This window comes from Thioalkalivibrio sp. ALJ1 (assembly GCF_000745395.1).
In the GTDB taxonomy this organism is placed as follows: domain Bacteria; phylum Pseudomonadota; class Gammaproteobacteria; order Ectothiorhodospirales; family Ectothiorhodospiraceae; genus Thioalkalivibrio.
Genome location: NZ_KN050684.1, coordinates 1,057,974 through 1,078,695 on the forward strand (window position 1 = coordinate 1,057,974; position 20,722 = coordinate 1,078,695).

Consider the following 20,722-nt stretch of genomic DNA (forward strand, 5'->3'; position numbering starts at 1 on the left):
GAAGGCCTGGGGCGACGCAGTTGCGGATTGGGTGGGCCGGAGGATGCCGACAAACTCGGGTTCGAATGCGCTTATCATACCGGTCCATGACGGGCTTGATGATAATCCTCTCCCTGGCGCTGGTCGCGTTTTACGTAAACGACACCTGGCGGGCGAATGAACGGGCCCGGCGGGTCGGGCGTCAGGCCTGCGAGCGGGCGGGTGTGCAGCTGCTGGATGCGACCGTTGTGCGTATCGGGCAGCGGTTGACCTGGGGTGAGCGCGGCCTGGCCCTGCAGCGGCGTTATCGCTTTGAGTTTTCGGCCGATGGTGCGGGGCGTCATCCGGGCGAGATCTCGCTTGAGGGGCGGCAGCTGAGGCGAGTGACCCTCGACTGGCCGGATGGCGGGCGCGAGTTCCAGGGACCGGGGGCCGATGACCCGGATGGAGGGCCGTCCCGATGACCCTGAGTGAGTTGCGCTATGTCGTCGCGGTGGCCAATGCCCGTCACTTCGGCCGAGCGGCAGAGGCTTGTCATGTCAGTCAGCCATCGTTGTCGGTGGCCGTGCGCAAGTTCGAGGAGGAACTGGGCGTCACTCTGTTCGAGCGTGGCCGCGGCGAGGTCAGTGTGACCCCGGCCGGGGAGCAGATCATTGCCCAGGCGCGGCGGGTGCTGGCCGAGGTGGAACAGCTGCGCTCGGTCGCCGTCCAGAGTCAGGATCAGCTGGCCGGACCGTTGCGCCTGGGCGCGATCTACACCATCGGTCCGTATCTGTTACCGGAGCTGATACCGGCGCTGCGCGAGCGCGCCCCCAGCATGCCCCTGGTGATCGAAGAAAACTATACCGGGCGTCTGCGCGAACGGCTCAAGCAGGGCGAGCTGGATGCGATCATAATCTCGCTTCCGTTCGAGGAGCCGGGCGTGGTCACGCTTCCCCTTTACGACGAGCCGTTCATGGCCGTGTTGCCCGCCGCCCACCCGCTGAAAGACAAGGAACCCCTGCATCTGGAAGATATGGCCGATGCCACGTTGCTGATGTTGGGCGCCGGGCATTGCTTCCGCGACCAGGTGTTGGAGCGCTGTCCGGATTGCCAGCGGACGGTCACGGCCGATGGAAGCACACCCCGCAATCTGGAGGGGTCCTCACTGGAAACCATCCGCCACATGGTGGCTTCGGGGATGGGAGTCACCATCCTGCCGTGTACGGCTGTGGAGGCGGATCGCTACGCCCAACGGCTGCTGGCGGTGCGGCGCTTTGAAGATCCGGCGCCCAGTCGCCGTGTGGCGTTGGCCTGGCGTACGAGCTTTCCGCGTCCCGAGGCGATCGAGGCCTTGCGCCAGGCGGTGCTCTCAACCCCGCTGACTTGCGTGGACTTTATCCAGCCGGGCGCAACGTAGAGCGATTTCTAGCCGTTGCCGGCCAGGACGCGGTTGCGGCCGGCGCTTTTGGCGGCGTACAGGGCCTCGTCGGCTGTCTGGTAGGCCGCCTGCAGGGTCGAGGTCCGGCCAATGGTGGCGACCCCCACGCTGGCGGTGACCTTGACCAGACCATCGCTCTCCAGGCCGGACGTATCGCCTGCCGTGGCACGGGTGCGTAGTCCGGCGATCGCCAGGCGGATGCGCTCGGCGCATTCCATCGCACTACTGAGGTCGGCGCCGGGCAGGATCGCCAGGAACTCTTCCCCCCCCATGCGCACGCAGAGGTCGGATTCCCGGGTGGTGTTGATCAGGGTCTGGGCCACGAGGCGCAGCAGTTCGTCGCCTACGGTATGTCCGTATTCGTCGTTGATCTGCTTGAAGTGGTCCAGATCGATCGCCAGCACCGACATCGGGCGGTCCTGGCGGCGGCAATCCGCCAGCCACTGGGCGCCCTGCTTCTCGAAGGCCCGGCGATTGCCCAGCCCCGTCAGCTCGTCGGTCTCCAGGCTCGTGCTCAGGCGCTGGAAGCGTAGGGCATTGGCCAGTGCCGGTGCGGCCAGCCCCAGCAGGGCCTCGATCTTCTCCTGCTCGGCGTCGCTGAAGCGGCGGCCGCGCATCAGGATCAGCGATCCCATGGTCTCGCCGTTAAAGCTCATGCCGTACTCGATGCGGTGACGGTCTTCGTCGCCGCCGGACCATGTCTCGTTGCTTTCCTGCAGGATGAAGAACCAGCCGCTGTGCTGGATCTGCGAATGCAGATGCTCATGCAGCCGGGCCAATACCGTGCCCAGCTCCAGGCTGGAGGACAGGGACTGAACAAACTCCAGGGCGTCAAAGGGGGTTCCGGAGTCACCACTGGTCTTGCCCTTGCCGGATACCAGTCGAAGATTTTGGGCATTCCCGTCACGGTTCATGGCCGTCTCGCTTGCAAAGGTCGTTGGGTCCTGCATCAAGCGATAAACGTGCCAATCGTTAAAAACGATTTAAAAACAATATAGTGGGGCTATTTCTCGGGATTGATTCGCCGGAAAAACGGCGGGATTTCGCCACAGGCGGCAGAGTCTGGCCACCGGTTGCGGCAAGGGGTGGCATATTTTTGACGCCCTGGGTGTGTCGGGACCCGCGTGCACATTGATCGGTGTCTCCCTACACTGCGCCGCATGATTCGGATGCAAGATATCGAGCTGCGCCGCGGCCGCCGGGTGCTGTTGCAGCACGCCAGCCTGACCGTGCATGCCGGCTGGAGGGTAGGTCTGACAGGGGCCAACGGCTCCGGCAAGTCCAGCCTGCTGGCGGCCTTGCAGGGTGAGCTGAGCCTGGACGCCGGCACCATCGACCAGCCTGCGAACTGGGTGGTCGCGCATCTCCCCCAGGAGGTTCCGGGCAGCGATCGCAGCGCGGTGGACTACGTGCTGGACGGCGATGCCGAGTTGCGTGATTTGCAGACGCGGCTGGACCAGGTCTCGGACGGAGCGGAGCAGGCCCGACTCTACGCGGCGCTGGAGGCAATCGACGGCTGGACGGCCGATGCGCGCGCACGGCGGCTGTTAGCGGGTCTCGGCTTTGCGACGGCGGATGCCGACCGGCCGATGCGGGACTTCTCCGGTGGCTGGCGGATGCGCCTGGGCCTGGCCCGCACACTGATGACGCGTTCCGATCTGCTGCTATTGGACGAGCCCACCAACCACCTGGATGTGGAGACTATCCTGTGGCTGGAAGGCTGGCTGGCGCGGTACCCCGGAACGGTCATCGTGATCGCGCATGACCGGCGTTTTCTCGATTCGGTTTGTACCCACATCGCCCATATCGAGCGCGGCGGTATCGAGCTGTATGCCGGCAGCTATACTCATGCCGAGGCCAAGCGTGCCGAGGCGATCGCTCAGAGCGAGGCCGCGGCCGCCAAGGTGGCGGCCGAGCGCGCCCACCTGGAAGACTTCGTGCGCCGCTTTCGCGCCAAGGCCAGCAAGGCCCGCCAAGCTCAGAGTCGCTTGAAACGCCTGGAGCGGATGGACGAAGTCGCGGTGATCCGGGCGGCGCGGCCGATCCACCTGGAGATCCCGACCCCGGAGCGTCTGCCGGATCCCCTGCTGGCCCTGGACCATGCCGAGGTCCGGTCGGGAGAACGCGTTCGCCTGCATGCGACGAGTTTACGTCTGCGGCCGGAGGATCGAATCGGTGTTCTGGGCCCCAATGGTGCCGGAAAATCGACACTTTTGACGCTGCTGGCCGGCGAACTCGACCCGGCTGCGGGTGAGCGCCGGGTCGAGCCCAACCTGAAAGTCGGCTATTTCGCCCAGCATCAAAGCGAGCAGCTGGATCTGGGGGCGTCGCCGTTGGCCCACCTGCAACGCCAGGACCCGCGGGCCGAAGAGCAGCGGCTGCGCAATTTCCTGGGCGGAATGGGGTTCGCCGGCGAGAAGGCGGATGCGCCTGTCGGGCAATGCTCGGGGGGCGAACGCGTACGGTTGGTGCTGGCCTTGCTGATCTGGCAGGCCCCGTCGTTGCTGTTGCTGGACGAACCCACCAACCATCTGGACCTCGATATGCGCGAGGCGTTGGCCGAGGCCCTGGAGAACTATGCCGGAGGGCTGGTGGTGGTCGCGCATGATCGCGAACTCCTGGCGCGGGTCTGCGACCGTTTCTGGAAGGTCGAGGATGGTGTGCTCAGTGAGTTCGATGGTGACCTGGACGATTACGCCCGCGAGTTGCAGGCGCGCCAACGCGATGCCACGGAGGCCCCTCAGGGGGCGGCGTCCCAATCCACCACGGGAATCGCCGATGGACAGACCCAGGTAATGTCCCAGAAGGAGCGCCGGCAGCAGGCGGCGCAGGCGCGCGCGGCCCTCAAGCCGCTGCAAAAGCGCGCGGACCAGGCGGAGCGGGAATGCACTCAGGCCCAGGAACGCCTGCAGGCACTGGAGACCGAGCTGGCCGATCCCGCCCTGTACGCGGTGGACAACAGCGACCGCCTGGCGGAACTGACCCGCGAACAGGGCGAATTGCGTAGCCGCCTGGAGACGCTGGAGGGCCAGTGGATGGAGGCCCTGGAAGCGTTGGAGGCAGCCCGGGGAGAGACTGCGGAATAAGTCTCATCGCAAAAACCGAGTCTTGAACTCGGGTATTGCGGGGTCTATACAAGAGGGTGAATGCATCGGAACGAGGAGTGATTCGTATGAATCCACAGGAACTGAATCGTCGCTGTGTCGAGCTCTTTCACCACCCGGATGCGAAGCTGCATTGCTGGCACCCGCGTATGTTCTGGGAGACCCACATGCTGGAGAACCCGAAACCCGAGGACCTTCAGGAGCCCAAGGTGGATCTGCGCGAGCTCGAGGTAATGTTGGCGGAAGCGGCGCACGAACCTTCGCAATGTGCCGAGGAGCTGGAGCGGGAAGAGCCCGGCCGAGCCACCTTGATCCGGCACATGATGGAACGTGGCGAGATGCCGCTGCTGCATCGCCCGCACTGACACCTGCTACAGGATCGATTGGGCCCCCAACGGGACCCGGGACCCCTTATTCAGGGTCCCCTCTTGGCCCCGGCGGTTAAGTCCGCCGGGGCCTTTTTATGCGCGGGTAAGAGTCATTCTGCGGGTACGAGTGCTGGCGAAAAACGCTCTTGCCTTTTCTCCCCGCCTCTGTGGTACCCCTTGATCAAACTTAAGGAGACGCTGATTGAATCGCACGTCCGCGTTGGTGCCCCCTGTTTTCCGAGACCAGGCGCGTCGTGCAGCGGGTAGTGGTTCTACCCGCAAGCGGCGCAACGCAGGATCGGGGAACAGGGGGCACCAACCCCACAAACCATTGAAAGCAGGGGCTCGGCCGCTTTTGCGCGCGCACGGCGTTGCGGCTCCTTTGTGCAGAATGACTGCACGGCAGTCACCGCGCCTTGTTCGCACGCAAAAGCGACTCGAGCGCGGACGTGCGATTCAATCAGCGTCTCCTTAACCCTTCCATCCAGACCCTTCGGGATCTTCCCGCCTTCCTGTGAACCGCCCTTGACCTGGCTCTTCAGCGGGCTTACTGGCGGATGAAGTCCGAGAAGTACAACGCGGCGATTCGGGGTGAACCCGTGATCTCTTCCAGTAGCGCGTTCAGCTCGTCCGTCGCCTCGTTGCGCAGGTCCTCGCGGGCGCCGCTTCCGGTCAGGCTCTCCGGGCTGCGACCACCGAGGATTCGGATCAGCCGGTCGCGTACCGCCGGGATGTGTTCGCGGATCTGGCGGGCATCTTCCAGGTTGTTACCCTCCAGCTGGATCGAGGCTTGCAGGTAACGCCCCCGATCAGAGGCCTCCATGTTCACGACCACCGGCTCCAGCGTCACGTAATGGCTATCCAGGTCGTCCACGGCGGTGGCCAGTGGTGCGGCCAGCAGCAGGATGAGGCCCAGCAGGGCCGTGGGCAGGGCGAAAAAGGTGGGACGGATCATGGGGCGTTCTCCACTGCGGTCTGCGTGCTGGAGGCGATCAGCGCGCCGCGTCGATGGGGTTCCTGGCCAAAGTATGCCACCAGGTGTTCGTAGATCTCCGGCATCGCCTCGCGCAGGCGGCCGGGTTCGAAGAAGAATGATTCTACCGCGACCGCCAGGAACTCTTCCGGTGCGGTGGCCGCGTAGGGATCCAGCGGCAGTTCGGATTCCGGTACCCGACCCGATTCCACAGCGGCGACGAAGCCGTCGAAGGCGCGCGAGAAGTCCTCGGTCCAGGCCTCGGGGGAATGCCCGCGAGGCAACGGTGGAAAGCCGTTGACCTCTCCGTTACCGGCGTCCAGTACATGGGTCATTTCGTGCACCACCACGGCCGCGTCGCGCTCGACATCGTTCCAGGACAGGATTACCGGGCCGCGCTCCCAGGCCTCGCCAGACTGGGGAATGGCCCCCTGATGCACGATGCCGGCTTCGTCGACCCACTCGTGTTCCGGTACGAAGGTGTCCGGGTAGAGGATCAAGGTTCGCCAATCGCGATAGGGTTCAAGCCCGAGCTCAAGTACGGGCAGCGCCGCGTAGGCCGCGATCACCTGGCACTGCCACGGCTCGGGTTCTGCGGCGATCCCGATGAATTCCTTCTGCGCCAGGATCTGCCCGATCAGCTCGCGCAGCCGGGAGCGTTCCTCCGGTGTGAGGCAGGCGATGAACGGCACCCGCCGGCGAAGGGCCTCCCACTCGTCGTTGTCGAGGGCGATCGCCTCCGGTTCCAGTCCGGCGAACGGCCCGAGCAGGCGTCGGAACAGGCCGCGCAGCGGGAATTGCGGTGTCGAGTTCATCGCCCGATCGTCGCATGTTTGGAGGCGCCGCGTCCGCCCGCGGCAGCCGCTTGCCGCTGGCGGCTAAGATTTGCCGCCGGCCAGCCGTTACCCCCTTCAGTAGCCGTCCTGACGGGGAACCTCCATGCACATTGCCGATTACTCCATGCAGCTTTCGAGCCAGCGCCTGTCGCTGGAGGCCACCCGGCGCGAGATGCGTTTTACGGTGCGCGAGGCCGCGCCGCCGGTGGAGCCCAGTCAGGGCGCCGGTCCGCCCGGGATCGCCGGCCCAGGCCGGGGCGAACGGTCGGACCCGGCCTCCGTCGCGGCCATGCGCGCCCCCTTCGTGGGCGTAGCCCCGGCGGACAGCGAGCTGACATCCGTGGACCAGCTCCGCACGCAACTGCTCCGGCTGATCCTGGAGCGATTTACCGGTCGCGAGATCCGCGTCGTGGACCCGGCGGCCCTCCGGCCTGAGGCAAAAGCGGGTGCGAACCCGCCGGAATTTCTCGAACCGCCCGTAGCAAGGGGCCTGGACGCCCCGCGTGCAGGTGGCGGCCTCGCTGTGGCTTGGTCGGTGGAGCAGACCCGGGTGGAGATCGAGCGCACGGCCTTCCAGGCCCAGGGGCGGGTGCAGACGGCCGACGGCAAGACCATCGAGATCGACATTGCCCTGACCATGAGCCGCGAATTCGTCGAGCACACTCGCATTCAGGGCGGTGTCGATGGCGAGCTGCACGACCCGCTGGTGATCAATTTCGATGCCCCGGCTGCGGCCCTGACCGACACCCGTTTCGAGTTCGATCTGGACGCCGATGGTTCGCCGCAGCAAGTGGCATTCCTCCAGCCCGGTAGCGGTTTTCTGGCCATCGACCGCTCGGGCAGCGGGCAGGTCGCTGACGGCTCCGAGCTGTTCGGACCGCTGACCGGTGACGGTTTCGCCGAGCTGCGCCGCTTCGATCATGACGGCAACGGCTGGATCGATGCGGCGGACCCGGTCTATGACCGCCTGCGCGTATGGACCCGCGACGCCCAGGGCCGCGACCAGCTGTTGGCATTGGGCGAGGTGGGGGTGGGGGCGATCTACCTGGGCCATGTCAGCACCCCCTTTGACCTGCGCCATGGCGGCGACAACAGCCTGCTGGGCCAGGTGCAGTCGACCAGCGTCTGGGTCGGCGAGGATGGACGTAGCGGCAGCGTGCAGCAGATCGACCTGACCGCCTGACACCGGCCCGTGGGCGCCTTTGTGCGCCGAAGGTCATACAACGGCTACCCTGTGTATTCGCCCACTCCCCGCGAGCGATCCGACGGATGCAACTCGAAACCTTCTACTTCCCGGCGCAGTCCATCCGACGGCTCCCCGTGTTGTTGCTGTGGGTCCTGCCAGTTCCCCGCAGGGCGGGTGGCCTGTTGCTGGCTCTTGCTCTGGGGCTCGCCGGCTGTGGAACCGAGCCCTCGGAGGCGGCTGACCCATCGGCCGCCGAGGCGGCCACGCCCATCGCGGCGTTGGAGGTTCAGCCGCGGGATCTGTCGCGCGAGCTGCGCCTCTCCGCGCGGGTCGAGCCGATGGCGCGGGTGCGTCTGGCGGCGCGTGCGGATGGCGTGGTCGAGGCCGTCCATGTCGAGGAAGGGGACCGGGTCGAGCAGGGCGAGACCCTGGTGGAACTGGATGTCTCCGAGGAGCGGGCGGAGCTGGCGCGCGCCGAGGCCCATGCCGAGGAGGCGCAGCTGGAATATGCGCGCAGCGCCGAGTTGCGTGACGAGGGGATTTCCAGCCGCGCCAGCTACGAACGGGCCCGCGCCGCGCTGCGTTCAGCCGAGAGCGAGCAGGCCCTGTGGCAGGCGCGGGTCGACTACGGGACGCTCGCTGCCAGCCGCGACGGGGTGATCACCGAGCGGATGGTGGAGCCCGGAGAGGCCGTCGCTGCGCGCGATGCGCTGCTGGAACTGGTCGATATTACTACGCTGGTGCTGCGACCCGGGGTGTCCGAGCTGGATGTGCGCGACCTGGTCGTGGGCCAGGACGTGCCCACTCGGCTGGATGCCTTTCAGGATGCCGACTATGTCGCCGAAATCCGGCGCATCTTCCCGGCGGCCTCGCCGGATTCCCAGCAGGTGACGGTGGAGATCGCGCTGCCGGCCGAGGCAGCCGACAACGGCGTGCGTCCGGGTAACCTCGCACGCATCCGCATGACCGTCGATGAGCGCCCAGACGTGCTGGCGGTGCCGGCTGCGGCGATCGGCGAGGACGATGACGCGCGCTACGTGTACGTGGTCGTGGACGAGCAGCTGGAACGGCGCACGGTCGAGACCGGTGTGACCCGAGGCCCCTGGACCGAGATTACCGAGGGTTTGGAAGAAGGCGAGATCGTGCTGGCGACCAATCCGATCGACATGCGCGAGGGTCAGCGCGTGCGCATTGTCGGCTGGCGGGGCTAGGGCATGGCCGATGCGGGGGACTCCCAGCGCCCACACGGGCGGGTGACCAGCTTCTCCATCCGCCGGCCGGTCGCGATCATGGCGCTGGCCTCGGTGGTGATCGTGCTCGGCATGTTCTTTGTCGATCGCCTGCCGGTGGACCTGCTGCCGCATGTCGAGTACCCGCACATCCGGGTCACGGTGAACCACCCGGGCACCGCCCCGGAGGTCATGGAGGAGCAGGTCACACGGGTGCTGGAACGCAATCTTGCGGCGACCGAGAACCTGACCCGGATCTACAGCCGCGCCTCCGAAGGGCGCACCAACGTCAACCTGCTGTTCGAGTACGGGACCAACCTGGATCTGGCGTTGCAGGATGCGGCGCGTCACCTCGAGCTGGCGCGCACCCAGTTGCCGGACGATTTCGAATCCCTGCGCCTGTACAAGTTCGACCCGTCGCAGGATCCGATCTGGGAGGCTGGCTTCTCCTCCACCGTGCGTTCCGAGACCGCCGTTCGCGACTGGGTGGAGCACGAGTTGGCCCCGCAGTTGATCGCCATCCACGGGATCTCCTCGGTGGAGGCCTCCGGCGGTCAGCAGCGGGAGCTGGAGGTGATCCTGGATCAGGAGCGGGTGCGGGGCTACGGCCTGTCGCTGGCGGCGATCAGCGAGACCCTGGCGGACGAGAACCGCGAGGTCGCCGGGGGCTGGGTGACCTCGGACACCTTCGACGTCATGGCCAAGACCGAGGGACTGTTCACCTCCGAGGCGGATGTGCGCAACGTGCTGATTCCGCTGCCGGGGCCACAGTCGGCGCATGTGCGTTTGGGCGAGTTGGCCGAGGTGCGCGACGGCCACCGCGAGCAGCGTCTGTTTATCCGCCTGGATGGCACGCCGGCCGCGCGTGTGTCGGTGTTCAAGCTGCCGGAGGCCAATACCGTTGAGTCGGTGGATGCCGTGCGCGCGACGCTCAGGCGGCTGGAGCGATCGGGCTTCATCCCCGAGGATATCCAGTGGGAGGTGGTCAGTGACTCCGCACCGTTCATACGTGGTGCGGTGACGTCGGTGGGCACCGCCGCGATCCTCGGAGGGGTGCTGGCCATGCTGGCGGTCTTCCTGTTCCTCGGCAGCCTGCGCAAGAGCTTCATTATTGGCTTGTCGATCCCGATCGCGTTGATGGCGACCTTCGCCATGATGGGGCTGGGCGGGCTCACCCTGAACATCATCAGCCTGGGCGGGCTCGCGCTGGGTGTAGGGCTACTGCTCGACAACGCGATCGTCATGCTGGAGAACATCGTTCGCCACCGCGACAAGCTCGGCAAACCCCCGGAGGCCGCCGCCCACGACGGGGCCGGCGAGGTGGTCTCGGCGATCACAGCCGGTACGCTGACCAATCTGGCGGCGGTCCTGCCCTTCCTGCTGATCACCGGGATCGGGGCGCTGATCTTCCGCGAGCTGATCCTGACCCTGTCCTTCGCGATCATCGCCACGCTGGCCGCGGCGATTACGCTGGTACCGATGCTGGCGGCATTGCTAACGCGCATGCGTTGGGAGAGCGGGCTGGACCGGACCTGGTTTTTACGGGGGTTCGACCACGGGGTACAAGGGTTGCGCCGGCGCTATCGACGCCTGCTGCCGAAGGTGTTGCGGGCACGCTGGGTGGTGGTCGGTGCCGCGGGCGTGCTGCTGGTCGGGGCGATCCAGGTGGGCGGTGAGCTAGGCACCGAGTTTCTGCCGCAGGTGGATGATGGGCAGCTCAGTGTGCGTATGGTCCTGCCCCCGGGCACTCCGCCGCACGAGACGGACGCGGCGGCTCGCCAGATTGAAGAAGCGCTGGAGGGGCTGCCCCATGTGGAGAGTGTGTTCGCCATGGTCGGCGGCCACCTGGGTGGCGGCGTCGTCAACGAGCGACCGGGGACCTCCAACATAACCGTGAAGCTGACGCCGGCGGGGAGCCGCGAGATGAGCGCCGGGCAGTGGGTGGCGGAGGCCCAGGAGGCGATGGATGAGCTGGATCTCCCAGGCGCCCGGATCACGGTGCGGCCGCCGAGTATCCAGGGGCTGCAGTTCAGCATCACCGGGGACGACCTGTCGCTCGCCGTGGTGGGTGCTGATCTGGCCGAGATGCGTGCCATCGCCCGCGATATCGCAGGACGACTGGAGGGTATCCATGGCTTGGAGGGGGTCGAGGTCGGGCGCGAGGACCAGAGTCCGATTCTGCGCGTCCATGTGGATCGTGAGCGCGCTGCCGCACTGGGTCTACCGGTGGGGCAGGTCGGCCAGGCGATTCGGGACGCTGTGGACGGGGCGGTGCCGACCCGGTATGTGCATGACGACCGGGAGTACGACCTGCGTGTGCGCCTGCCGCGCGAGGAGGTCCAGGACACGGCCACGCTGGGGCGCATGATTCTGTTCCGCGACAACGGCGATCCGGTGCGGCTGGCGGACGTCGCCGAGTTCGAGATCGGCGAAGGGCCAGCGCATATCGAGCGCGAGAATCAGAGCCGCGTGGTACGGGTGAACGGCGACATCAACACCGAGGTCAGCGATGTCGGTTCGGTGATGGCTGAGGTCGAAAGCCGCCTGGCCGAGATCGAGATACCGGAGCACTACAGTCTGCTGATCGGCGGCGAGTGGGAGACCATCCAGGAGACCCAACGCGAGATGGCGACGGTGGTGGCCCTAGCGATCTTCCTGGTTCTGGTGGTGCTGGCCGTGCAATACGAGCGTCTGGCCAATCCGTTGATTATTGTGGCCGCCGCTCCGCTTTCGCTAATCGGGGTGGTGGCGATTCTGTGGGTCACGAATACGCCGGTTTCCGCGCCGGTGATGATCGGGGCGATCCTGCTGATCGGGGTGGTCGTGAACAACGCGATCCTGCTGGTGGAATACATCGAGCAGGGCCGGCGACGGCGCGGCTTGAGCCCGGCGCGGGCGGTGGTGGAGGCCGGTGCGCTGCGCTTGCGCCCCATCCTGATGACGACCATTACCACCGTGCTCGGCATGCTGCCGCTGGCGATTGGTCTGGGTGAGGGAGCCGAGATCATGCGCCCGCTGGCGCTGACCGTGGTTGGTGGGTTGATTGCGGGGATGGTTCTGACGCTACTGGTTGTGCCGTGTCTCTATCTGCTCGTGAATCACGCCGCCGAAGGGATCAAACATCGTCTGACCGGTGGCGGGCGCGGTGTCGAGGCACAAGAATCGGGCGGCCCCGCGCTCCGAGGGTAGCGGGGCCGTCTTCCGATCGGTTCGCCGGCGTTACTAGAACCGGTAGCCCACGCCTACCATAAAGCGGGAGGCGTCCGTGTCGAAGCGCAGGGTTGTGCCGGGTTCCGGACGGATGCGTTCGCGCTCGAAGAACGTGTACGAATACTCGGCCCGCAGGAACATGCGGTTCTCCATCTGGTATTCCACCCCGAGGCCCAGGCGACCGCCGTTCAGGCTGTTCTTGAAGCGGCCCAACGGGTCGCCGTCGTCGCTCAGCCGCGTATCGGTGCGGGCGCGCTGGTAGCCGGCCAGCCCGTAAAACAACACCTGGTCGTTCACCACGTGGCCGATCCGGCCGGTCAGTCCGTAGCTGTACTTGATGTCCTGACCCAGTTCGGCATCGTCGAGGCGTACGGTCAGGTCGGCATCCTCGGACTGGAAGTCCAGTTCGCCGCCCAGGTACAGGCCGTTGTCCAGAACGGTACCGAAGCCGGCCATGGCGCCGCCAGTGAAGCCGGTGGCGCTGATACCCGAAATGCCGTCACCATCGCCCTCGTCGTAGTCGGTGTCGTAGCTGGCCCAGCCGATCTGCCCCCCAACGTAGGCACCGTGGAACGGACTGGCATGGGCGGCGCTGGGGGAGGCCAGCAAGGTGAAGGCGCCGGCCACGGCCACGCCGATACGGGTTATCTGGTGCATGAGGTTCTCCCTTGAGTGCGATCGCGTTACTGGCCGTGTCGATGGCCCGCGGGGATGGTGGCACAGTTCGCGCCGAACGGCATTGCGCGGGTGATTCGGGATCTATGCCAGAATCTCGGATTTGGGTCGGCACGCGACCGAGACATTGCACGCAACGGGAGTTAAGTGAATGAACATGCGAACGGGAATTCTGGTATCGCTTTTGCTGGCATCGTTCTGGGTGGGCGCTGCCAGCGCCGACGACGTTCATACCGTGGAGCAGTTGAATCAGGCCCCGGCCGAGTTGGATGGCGAAGAGGTTCGCCTGGAAGGCATCGTGGGTCGGGTGAATGACGACATCATGGGGCGCAACTTCATCCACTTTGTGGATGGAACCGGGGGCGAAGGGGACTACATCACCATCACCTCGACGGAAATGCCCGAGGTTGGCGACCGTGTGGTCGTGACCGGCACCCTGACCCTGGATCGCGATTTCGGCGCGGGTTACACCTACCCGGTGCTCATCGAGGGCGCTAAGTTCACCGAACAGGAATGACCGTTCCACGATAGCTTTGGGTGCCAGAAGGATCTGGTGCCCAGATTCGCCGCACAGGATGGTGCGGCCTTCAATGGGGGGAGCGATTCAATCAGCGCATCCGCCGATATCCCAAGGAGGGGAAACGATGTCCATCAAGGGTCTGCTGCTTCGCTTTGCACTGCTCTATTTCTCGCTGATGATCGCCGCGAGCGTCGCGATCGCCTATTTCGAACTGTAGGGGATCGGCTCCGCAATCGGCATGGCGATCCTGGGTGTCTCCGTCGTATGGCCCTGCGAGACCTTCGGTCGCAAGAACGGGCGCTACCTCGCGCGCGGAGAGAAATGGCGGGTGATTGCCGGCATGGTTGCGATGTTCTGGCTCACAGATGTCCCTTTGAGCCTCATCGCTGTCTTCGCAGGCGAGGTCGAACCAGACGCGCTGTTCCTGGGCATCCTCGGGGTCGTCGCGCTGATCTACGCCCTGTTCATTGCTGCAATGGTTCACTCCACGGGGCGTAGCTTGCGCAAGCGGGGCCTGGTCGCAGACGAAGCCACGCCGTAACGTGCATGTTTGCGCGGCCTAGTCGGCGAGGTGGCGCTTCAGCGAGCGGAGTTCTTCGTCGGACCAGCCGGCGTTGCTGACGGCGTTCCAGGCGTCGATGTAGTGCTCAGTGGCATACACGTGGCCGTAGCCGCGCGGCGCCGCATCGCCGATGGTGACGTCCACGGCCAGCTGCAGCATCGTGATCACTGGGTACCAGGTCAGGTCCGGCGAGACGTCCGGCCCGCGCGGGTGCTGCATCCACTCAGGTTTGCGGTACAGCGCCTGCGGCTCGAAGAAGGTGATCGGGTCGCTGGCGTACTGCAGGTAGACGATGCGCATCGGCCCCCAGTCGGCATCGGCGATATCCAGGTGGTTTTCCTGATTGGTGAAACGCACCACCGAGCCGTCGCGGAAGCGGGGCAGCCAGGCCGGGGAATCCGGGTGGCGCTGGCGAGTAATGTCACGCCAGGTTTCGCTACGAAATGGCGGGCCGCTCCACAAGGCCCCGGAGAATGGATCACCAATCACGTCGTACAGGTCGGCTGAGCGTTCCGAGTTCAGCGCCCCCAGGCTAAGCCCGTAGAGGTACAGCTCCGGGCGTTCGTCCGCCGGCAGCTGTTTCCAGTGCCCGTAGACCTCGGCGAACACTGCCTGCGCGGTCTCGTGGCCGTACTGCGATTCCGCCATCAGGGACAGCCAGCTGGGCAGGTAGGAATACTGCACGGCCACGGTCGCGATATCGCCACCGTGCAGGTATTCCATCGGCGTAATGGCGCGGCTGTCGACCCAGCCGCGTCCGGTTGGCGTTGCCAGTACGAGCACGGAGCGGTCGAAGGCATTGATCCGCTGCAGCTCCTCCAGTGCGAGGCGTGCGCGTTCCTCGATGGTTTCGGCGGCGTTCAACCCGACATAGACGCGCAGCGGATCCTGGGCCTCGGCTTCCAGAAACGCGCCGATCTCCTCTCCGCTCGGTGCCTGGGTTACGAAGCGCTGCCCTTGGCGGCCCAGGCCCGGGTCCCACGGGATCAGAGACGCATCACTGCCGGTCTTTAACGGGGCAGAGGGTTGCTCGGCCCCGGGGAAGTCACGCACGTCGAACTGTTGAAAGCTGCGGTCGGCAGTTCGCAGACCGTATTCCAGGATGACCCCGTCGATCACCGCCCAGAATACCGCCACGGAGGCCAGCACACCGATCACGTTGGACAGTCGACGTGGGATAAATCGGCGCAGCCGCATCGCCACGAAGCGGACTAGTAGCTGAAACAGTCGGGCCACGGCCAGGGTGGCGGCGAAGACTGCGGCGGCGATCAGCCCCAGGCGGATGGGAAAGTTGCCGTCTACCGGTTCCTGCTCCATCAGCTCGCGGATGGTGTTCTGCCACTCGGTGGCCTGCCAGAGGAAGAGCAGCACGATCACGGCGGCGCCACCCCCGGCGATCAGCACCAGCACGTTATGCGTGCGATCACTGAACTCGGGCAGCTCCAGGTACGACCATAGCCAGTGGAGGAATACGCCCAGCCCGTAACCCGCCGCCAGCGACAGCCCCGACAGGATGCCCTGAACGTCGTCGGTGCGCGGGATCAGGCTGGGCGTCAGTGACGCGGCAAAGAACAGCGAGGCCAGGATCAACCCTGGGATCGACAGCGTCCTCAGGATACGATTGGCCCAGCCAGGCCAGATAAAGCCTCGCACTCGGGTTTGTAGGCGAGCGACGACGGACATCGCGTAAGCGTTCCCTTCACGGATGGCGGAAAGTCTAATCCTGTCGGCCCGGCCCTGTGGGTTCAAGTCTCCCCGCTCCCATCCCGCCCGTCATTGCGAGGAGCGTAGCGACGAAGCACAAAAGCGCGAAGCGCGTTGAACGGGCACAGATCGGCCCAAAGGGCGAGCGGATCGAGTAACCTCCATCCGAAGCCACAGCGCGCGCTAAAGCACCACGTTCGAGCTTCCTTCCAATCCAACCTACCCCGCCGCAGGCCGCCGAAACCGAAAAGTCCCCTCAACCATCCGTAACGCAACCCCAAACAACGCGACCTGCAGCAGAAGGCCCCCCGTGGCCGCACCCACCGCAAGCCCGGTCGCCAGGCCCAGCGCCATCAACAGCATCAGCAACACTGCGGAGACCCGGCTCCGCAGCCAGCCACCCACCAGCGCCAACAGCGCAACCAGCGTCCCCTCCGTCATGGTAGGCGTATGCGCGACCAGAACACCCAACATCACCACTACAACGCCCGCGAACACCAGCACCCAGCCGGCCACACGCGCCAGACGCAGCGCCTGTTCGTGGTTCTCGATGGATTTCAGCAACAGGAGCAGGTCGGCGCCTGCTCCCGCCCAGTGGCGGGATCGTGATTCACTCATGTGGCCAAGTTACTACAGAGGCATGACAGCCCGGTGACAAACGCTTTCCTGGCGCGCCGAGAGCATCGCGGAATGACGGCCATGACGGGCGGCAATGACGGGGTCGGACCTCAGGAGGGGGTCTAAAAATCAATGAGATGGGTGTGTAATCAGGCCGTCTTGGGGTCTTGAAAGCTCAATTTCGACGGTGGTATCGGATGTTTAAGGTGAGGCGCGCGCGAGGGCGTTACCGCTTAGTGAGGAGGGATTCGAGGTCGAGTGAGTCGAGGGTGGGGGTGGCCGCCTCGGCGCGTTCCACGGTCCCGTGGTCGGACCAGTGCAGAAGGCTGAGGTTACCAGCGCGGTCTTCCACCAGGGCAGTGCAGTGTTCGACCCAGTCGCCGTCATTGCAGTAGAGGATGTCGCCGAAGGATTCGATGTTCGGTTTGTGGATGTGGCCGCAGATGCAGCCGTCGAAACCGCCCTTGCGCGCGGCGGTGACGGCTGCGTTTTCGAAGCGGCGGATGTATTCGCGGGCGGCCCCGCTGACACGGGTCTTGAGCCAGGCGGACAGGGACCAGTACGGATGGCCGAGGCGCCGGCGGATGCCGTTCAGATAGCGACTGCCGCGTAGCAGCAGGTTGTAGCCGAAGTCGCCCAGGGCGTGGACCAGGCGGCTGTGGCGCACGACGCCGTCGAATTCGTCGCCGTGGGTCACGCGGAAGCGGCGGCCGTCGGCGGTCCAGTGCACCAGCTCGTGCTCGATGCGCACGCCGCGGATTTCGGAGCCGACGAAGCCCCGCACTAGTTCATCGTGATTGCCCGGGATGTAAATCACCTCGACGCCGTGCAGCGCGAGGGACACGACCTGTTCGACGACGGCGGCCTGGGTCGCGTTCCAGAAGATGCGGCGGCGCATGGCCCAGAGGTCGAACACGTCGCCGACCAGCACTAGGCGGTCGCAGTTGACCTTTCTCAGGAGGTCCAGAAGGTAGTCGGCTCGGCACTCGCGCGTACCCAGGTGGAGGTCGGACAGAAACAGGGTGCGGCAATCCAGAGTGGCCATCGATGACTCCCGCGGGGGCGTGCCGACAGCATCGCGCGGTGGCGTGACCATCGGGTGGCGGGATGATGACGATTGGGTGATGACGCCGTACGTGCTCAGGGCCAGAGGATCAGCAGCCAGATCACGATGGCGTGCAGAAAGCCGAGCAGGACGGCGGCGGAGCCCATGTCCTTCGCGCGCGCCGCGAGCTTGTGCTGTTCCGGCCCGAAGCGATCCACGGTGGCTTCGATGCCGGAGTTCAGGACCTCGATGATGAGGATCAGGAACAGGCTCCCGAGCAGCAGGGCGCGCTCGGTCGGCGTGTTGCCAATGACCAGTGTCAGGGGCGCCAGCAGTACGACAAGCACGAGTTCCTGGCGAAACGCCTCTTCGTGACGAAAGGTCGCCCGAAGGCCGCGCCACGAGTACACGAAGGCCCGCAGGATGCGGGTGATGCCGGTTGCTCCACCATTGGCCATGTTGGTTCCAGGAATACGGTTTGCAGAGGGTCAGTGGGTTCGGGTAGCCGCGGCCTGTGTGCTAGCGATCGCCTCGCCGCTGCCGGCCAGTTCCTGGTACAGGGCGAGCAGTTTTTGGGTCATCTCGCGTTCGCTCCATTGTTGTACCCAGCGCCCGTGTGCCTCACGGATGGCGCGTTGGCGGTCGGGGTCATCCAGTACCGCGGCCACCCGTTCGGCAAAGAGCGTGGGGTTCTCGGGCACGACCTCGGCGCCGGATGCTTCGGTCAGGATGTCGGTGGTACCCAGGCAAGCGGTGGAGATGACCGGCAGGCCGCTGGCCATGGCCTCCAGCAGGACTAACCCCTGGGTTTCGGTCGCCGAGGCGAACACGAAGGCATGCCCGGCGCGGTAGCAGTCGATCAGAGTGGTGTCCCGGTCCAGGTAGCCGCACCAGTGGATGTTGTCCTGCAGGCCCAGGCGCTCAGCCTGGCGTTCCAGATCGTCTCGCGCTGGCCCTTCGCCCGCGATCAATAGCAGGATGTCGGGGCGTTTACTGCGCAGGTGCTGCAGCATCTGGAGCAGGAAGCCGATGTTCTTTTCAAAGGCGATGCGGGAGACGTGAACCAGCATCTCGCGGCCGTAGGGGATGTCGCGTTCGGCCCGGAATAGATGGCCGTCGCCCCCGGACCAGGCCGCCGGATCGATACCGGTCGGCAGGCGGACAATCGGCGTTTCGATGCCGTATTCCAGTAGCGTCTGACGCATCGCCACCGAGGGGGCAATGACCCGGTCCACCGCATTGCATTGAGCCCGCGACACGCGCCGCGCGAAGGCCCGCAGCCACGCGGCGGGCAGCCACGGCAGATAGTGCTGCAGGTACCCTTCGAAGAACGTGTGATAGGTCTCGACCACCGGTACCTGCCAGTGTCGCGCGAGACGCAATCCGGCGTAGTGCGCCACGAAGGGGGTGTGGATGTGGATCAGGTCGGTCCGTTCGATACCGGCCTCGTGCAGGGTTCGGCGGATCAGGCGGCCCTTCAGGATGCGATCCTCCGGGTCCACGATCAGGTAGCGCGACGGGATGCGGATCAGGTCCTTGTCATCCGGGGCCGGACCTGGGTGCGCCCCCAGTCCGGGGTAGGCCGGGGCGACCAGGGTGACACGATGGCCCAGTTGCTGGAGCTGCGAGCGGAAGCTGGCCAGTGAAGTGGAGACCCCGTTGATCCGGGGAAAATACACGTCACTCAGCATCAGTATGTGCACGGCGGCGCCTGTCACAAGACTCGAAACCCGGAGTCTGGATCGTCCACGTGACCGTGTGATGACGAATTCGCTGCAACGACGTTGCGCTGCAATGCGGCAGGTCAGGGCTCGACTGTCACGCCGAAACCGCGCGCCGCAGGAAGCGCTCCCGCCGGGCTTGTCGAGGTTCTTGTGAGGTGCCAGTAAAACGCGTGTGCGGGGGCGGACGACTGCGTAACGATGCCTGAAAATGCGGCCCGTTCAGCGGTAGACGCGGACTTCTTGTGCCCAGCCCTCGACGCCGCGATTGGCGCAGAACTCCTGAACGTGCCCGTCCGCGTAGCGGATTTCGACATTGAAGCCGGCCGCCGGGACATGGTTCAGGGCGACGCGCCGGCGTTCACCCGCGCCGATTTCTCCCTCGCGAAGGCTGGACTCCGATAGCTCGTGACCGAAGTCGAAGTGTACGGATCGAATGGCGACATCGCTGTCGTTGTGCAGGGTGACCATCAGCGCGCCCTCGGGCGGAGGCGATTCCACCAGCCAGTGCATCAGGCCTGCACCCAGTATCAGGCCGAGTACGAATAACCCCGTGGCGGGGGCGCGCAGGGCGTCCACAACGAGTTCGTCCCAGCTGCGGCGAGGCGGTGTGGGTTCCATGCTGGCGGTGCCCGAAATGGATGAGCAGTATCTAATGTTAGCAAGACTGCTGGTGGGGCAACGGTCGGGACTCAGTGTTCCGCTTCGTTCAGGTCGTCGCGGGTATCTCGAGTCAGATTGGCGGTCAGATAGTCCAGGGTCATCGGCAGGCCGAGATCGACCCGAGGCAAGTGCTGCAGGCGAATGTGGATCTGCCGCGGGCGGGCCTCCAGCAGGTGGCCGCCGTGCTGGCGGGCGGCATCGACGAAGTGGAGGTGGTAGCCGGGCACGGCAACTGACTGCATGAACTCGGGCGTCCAGAAGCCGGCCATTGAGCCCTCGACGTTTTCGAATTCGTACTCTGGCTGTTCGCGCGCGACCTCGACCAGCGGTCGGTAGGCGTCCTGGCGCGGGACCGATCGGGTCCGGACGTAGTCGAAGAGCCCATCCAGTCGGATCGCGTACACCATGTTGTGCGACGGGATCAGGCGGTCGAACAGGCCTTGCAGTCCTGGGTAGTCGAGAGGGGTGTCGATGATCTCCTCGCTCCAGGGGCGAAAGTGGGTGACACAGGCAAACGGGGTGCGCGTGTCCGAGGTGACGGCATAGGCGCGTCCATCCGAGCGCAGTTGGTAGACTTCGCCATCCAGCACCACCATCTCGCCGTCCAGGTCGTTGAAGGTGCCCAGACCGAAGTCACCTTGCGACAGGATGTCAGCGATGGTCGTGTCCTCGCGGTACAGCCCCTCCACGAGCGCATTCACCGGCGCCGATACGTACAGGCTGGCGGTGGGCGCGGCGGCGTCCAGCCAACGCTGCAGAAGGACCGATTCGCTGATGCCCTCGGTCTGTGCGCGATCAGCCAGGCGTTCGAGGAGTTCGGTGGGGATTGGGTTAGTGGGCATGGAGGGTTTCTATGATGCTCCGAGGTGGGGCCAAGGTTGCGGCGTGCCGCGATTGGACGCAACCGCG

At 65.6% G+C, this 20,722-nt stretch carries 19 protein-coding genes and 1 pseudogene; 9 read left to right on the forward strand and 11 right to left on the reverse strand.

The window, feature by feature from the left end; all coding sequences use genetic code 11:
* Window positions 1-86 precede the first annotated feature (86 nt).
* Window positions 87-443 (forward strand): DUF3301 domain-containing protein, encoded by a 357-nt coding sequence (locus tag F462_RS07240; protein ID WP_018141375.1) that lies wholly within the window; start codon window positions 87-89, stop codon window positions 441-443.
* Window positions 440-1,378: a hydrogen peroxide-inducible genes activator gene (locus tag F462_RS07245; RefSeq protein WP_038052831.1), complete on the forward strand. Its 939-nt coding sequence runs from the start codon at window positions 440-442 to the stop codon at window positions 1,376-1,378. Before F462_RS07240 ends, F462_RS07245 begins: the two co-directional genes overlap by 4 nt.
* Before the next feature lie 8 nt (window positions 1,379-1,386).
* Here the strand turns inward: F462_RS07245 and F462_RS07250 are convergent, their stop codons facing one another.
* Window positions 1,387-2,313, reverse strand: a complete 927-nt coding sequence (locus F462_RS07250) for a GGDEF domain-containing protein (protein ID WP_038054884.1) — start codon at window positions 2,311-2,313, stop codon at window positions 1,387-1,389.
* A 246-nt stretch (window positions 2,314-2,559) separates the two neighbouring features.
* On the opposite strand from F462_RS07250, the gene F462_RS07255 reads away from it, so the two are divergent.
* Together F462_RS07255 and F462_RS07260 are read left to right on the forward strand one after the other, a co-directional pair.
* Window positions 2,560-4,485: an ABC-F family ATP-binding cassette domain-containing protein gene (locus F462_RS07255; protein ID WP_038052833.1), complete on the forward strand. Its 1,926-nt coding sequence runs from the start codon at window positions 2,560-2,562 to the stop codon at window positions 4,483-4,485.
* Window positions 4,486-4,571: 86 nt separating this feature from the next.
* Entirely contained in the window at window positions 4,572-4,868 is a 297-nt protein-coding gene (locus F462_RS07260) for a hypothetical protein (protein ID WP_038052835.1), read from the forward strand.
* 550 nt (window positions 4,869-5,418) lie between these two features.
* Here F462_RS07260 and fliL read toward each other — a convergent pair.
* Both fliL and F462_RS07270 read right to left on the reverse strand, forming a co-directional pair.
* Window positions 5,419-5,826, reverse strand: coding sequence for a flagellar basal body-associated FliL family protein (gene fliL / locus F462_RS07265; protein ID WP_018141380.1), 408 nt, complete (start codon window positions 5,824-5,826; stop codon window positions 5,419-5,421).
* On the reverse strand, window positions 5,823-6,659 hold the full coding sequence (locus tag F462_RS07270; protein ID WP_038052838.1) for a M90 family metallopeptidase: 837 nt from the start codon (window positions 6,657-6,659) through the stop codon (window positions 5,823-5,825). Before F462_RS07270 ends, fliL begins: the two co-directional genes overlap by 4 nt.
* A gap of 124 nt (window positions 6,660-6,783) precedes the next feature.
* Between F462_RS07270 and F462_RS07275 the strand changes: the two genes are divergently transcribed.
* The 3 genes from F462_RS07275 to F462_RS07285 all read left to right on the forward strand — a co-directional run bounded on the left by F462_RS07275 (window position 6,784) and on the right by F462_RS07285 (window position 12,284).
* On the forward strand, window positions 6,784-7,863 hold the full coding sequence (locus tag F462_RS07275; RefSeq protein ID WP_038052841.1) for a penta-EF hand family protein: 1,080 nt from the start codon (window positions 6,784-6,786) through the stop codon (window positions 7,861-7,863).
* An 86-nt stretch (window positions 7,864-7,949) separates the two neighbouring features.
* The gene (locus tag F462_RS07280; RefSeq protein ID WP_038052844.1) at window positions 7,950-9,077 is read left to right on the forward strand and encodes an efflux RND transporter periplasmic adaptor subunit; all 1,128 of its coding nucleotides are present in this window, start codon (window positions 7,950-7,952) and stop codon (window positions 9,075-9,077) included.
* 3 nt (window positions 9,078-9,080) lie between these two features.
* The gene (locus tag F462_RS07285) at window positions 9,081-12,284 is read left to right on the forward strand and encodes an efflux RND transporter permease subunit (protein ID WP_038052847.1); all 3,204 of its coding nucleotides are present in this window, start codon (window positions 9,081-9,083) and stop codon (window positions 12,282-12,284) included.
* Window positions 12,285-12,317: 33 nt separating this feature from the next.
* Here the strand turns inward: F462_RS07285 and F462_RS07290 are convergent, their stop codons facing one another.
* Window positions 12,318-12,962, reverse strand: coding sequence for an outer membrane protein (locus F462_RS07290; protein WP_038052849.1), 645 nt, complete (start codon window positions 12,960-12,962; stop codon window positions 12,318-12,320).
* A 169-nt stretch (window positions 12,963-13,131) separates the two neighbouring features.
* Between F462_RS07290 and F462_RS07295 the strand changes: the two genes are divergently transcribed.
* Window positions 13,132-13,497 carry a hypothetical protein gene (locus F462_RS07295; protein WP_038052851.1) on the forward strand — a complete coding sequence of 122 codons (366 nt, stop codon included), beginning with the start codon at window positions 13,132-13,134 and terminating at the stop codon, window positions 13,495-13,497.
* A gap of 127 nt (window positions 13,498-13,624) precedes the next feature.
* Window positions 13,625-14,041, forward strand: a pseudogene (locus F462_RS07300) (ABZJ_00895 family protein).
* An 18-nt stretch (window positions 14,042-14,059) separates the two neighbouring features.
* Here the strand turns inward: F462_RS07300 and F462_RS07305 are convergent.
* From F462_RS07305 to budA, 7 genes are all read right to left on the reverse strand, one after another.
* Window positions 14,060-15,745 (reverse strand): alpha/beta hydrolase, encoded by a 1,686-nt coding sequence (locus tag F462_RS07305; RefSeq protein WP_038052853.1) that lies wholly within the window; start codon window positions 15,743-15,745, stop codon window positions 14,060-14,062.
* A gap of 240 nt (window positions 15,746-15,985) precedes the next feature.
* Window positions 15,986-16,384 (reverse strand): hypothetical protein, encoded by a 399-nt coding sequence (locus tag F462_RS07310; RefSeq protein WP_038052855.1) that lies wholly within the window; start codon window positions 16,382-16,384, stop codon window positions 15,986-15,988.
* Between the two features lie 226 nt (window positions 16,385-16,610).
* Window positions 16,611-17,429, reverse strand: a complete 819-nt coding sequence (locus tag F462_RS07315; protein WP_038052857.1) for a UDP-2,3-diacylglucosamine diphosphatase — start codon at window positions 17,427-17,429, stop codon at window positions 16,611-16,613.
* Between the two features lie 95 nt (window positions 17,430-17,524).
* Complete coding sequence (locus F462_RS07320) at window positions 17,525-17,887, reverse strand: diacylglycerol kinase (RefSeq protein ID WP_018874052.1); 363 nt, start codon at window positions 17,885-17,887, stop codon at window positions 17,525-17,527.
* A gap of 30 nt (window positions 17,888-17,917) precedes the next feature.
* Window positions 17,918-19,120, reverse strand: coding sequence for a glycosyltransferase (locus F462_RS07325; protein WP_038052858.1), 1,203 nt, complete (start codon window positions 19,118-19,120; stop codon window positions 17,918-17,920).
* 252 nt (window positions 19,121-19,372) lie between these two features.
* Window positions 19,373-19,771, reverse strand: a complete 399-nt coding sequence (locus F462_RS07330; RefSeq protein WP_038052860.1) for a hypothetical protein — start codon at window positions 19,769-19,771, stop codon at window positions 19,373-19,375.
* A gap of 71 nt (window positions 19,772-19,842) precedes the next feature.
* Window positions 19,843-20,655 carry an acetolactate decarboxylase gene (gene budA / locus F462_RS07335; protein WP_038052862.1) on the reverse strand — a complete coding sequence of 271 codons (813 nt, stop codon included), beginning with the start codon at window positions 20,653-20,655 and terminating at the stop codon, window positions 19,843-19,845.
* Window positions 20,656-20,722 lie beyond the last annotated feature (67 nt).

Coding starts and splice junctions, on each gene's coding strand:
- F462_RS07240 (WP_018141375.1), top strand. CDS start 87: ATGACGGGCTTGATGATAATCCTCTCCCTGGCGCTGGTCGCGTTTTAC.
- F462_RS07245 (WP_038052831.1), top strand. CDS start 440: ATGACCCTGAGTGAGTTGCGCTATGTCGTCGCGGTGGCCAATGCCCGT.
- F462_RS07250 (WP_038054884.1), bottom strand. CDS start 2,313: ATGAACCGTGACGGGAATGCCCAAAATCTTCGACTGGTATCCGGCAAG.
- F462_RS07255 (WP_038052833.1), top strand. CDS start 2,560: ATGATTCGGATGCAAGATATCGAGCTGCGCCGCGGCCGCCGGGTGCTG.
- F462_RS07260 (WP_038052835.1), top strand. CDS start 4,572: ATGAATCCACAGGAACTGAATCGTCGCTGTGTCGAGCTCTTTCACCAC.
- fliL (WP_018141380.1), bottom strand. CDS start 5,826: ATGATCCGTCCCACCTTTTTCGCCCTGCCCACGGCCCTGCTGGGCCTC.
- F462_RS07270 (WP_038052838.1), bottom strand. CDS start 6,659: ATGAACTCGACACCGCAATTCCCGCTGCGCGGCCTGTTCCGACGCCTG.
- F462_RS07275 (WP_038052841.1), top strand. CDS start 6,784: ATGCACATTGCCGATTACTCCATGCAGCTTTCGAGCCAGCGCCTGTCG.
- F462_RS07280 (WP_038052844.1), top strand. CDS start 7,950: ATGCAACTCGAAACCTTCTACTTCCCGGCGCAGTCCATCCGACGGCTC.
- F462_RS07285 (WP_038052847.1), top strand. CDS start 9,081: ATGGCCGATGCGGGGGACTCCCAGCGCCCACACGGGCGGGTGACCAGC.
- F462_RS07290 (WP_038052849.1), bottom strand. CDS start 12,962: ATGCACCAGATAACCCGTATCGGCGTGGCCGTGGCCGGCGCCTTCACC.
- F462_RS07295 (WP_038052851.1), top strand. CDS start 13,132: ATGAACATGCGAACGGGAATTCTGGTATCGCTTTTGCTGGCATCGTTC.
- F462_RS07305 (WP_038052853.1), bottom strand. CDS start 15,745: ATGTCCGTCGTCGCTCGCCTACAAACCCGAGTGCGAGGCTTTATCTGG.
- F462_RS07310 (WP_038052855.1), bottom strand. CDS start 16,384: ATGAGTGAATCACGATCCCGCCACTGGGCGGGAGCAGGCGCCGACCTG.
- F462_RS07315 (WP_038052857.1), bottom strand. CDS start 17,429: ATGGCCACTCTGGATTGCCGCACCCTGTTTCTGTCCGACCTCCACCTG.
- F462_RS07320 (WP_018874052.1), bottom strand. CDS start 17,887: ATGGCCAATGGTGGAGCAACCGGCATCACCCGCATCCTGCGGGCCTTC.
- F462_RS07325 (WP_038052858.1), bottom strand. CDS start 19,120: ATGCTGAGTGACGTGTATTTTCCCCGGATCAACGGGGTCTCCACTTCA.
- F462_RS07330 (WP_038052860.1), bottom strand. CDS start 19,771: ATGGAACCCACACCGCCTCGCCGCAGCTGGGACGAACTCGTTGTGGAC.
- budA (WP_038052862.1), bottom strand. CDS start 20,655: ATGCCCACTAACCCAATCCCCACCGAACTCCTCGAACGCCTGGCTGAT.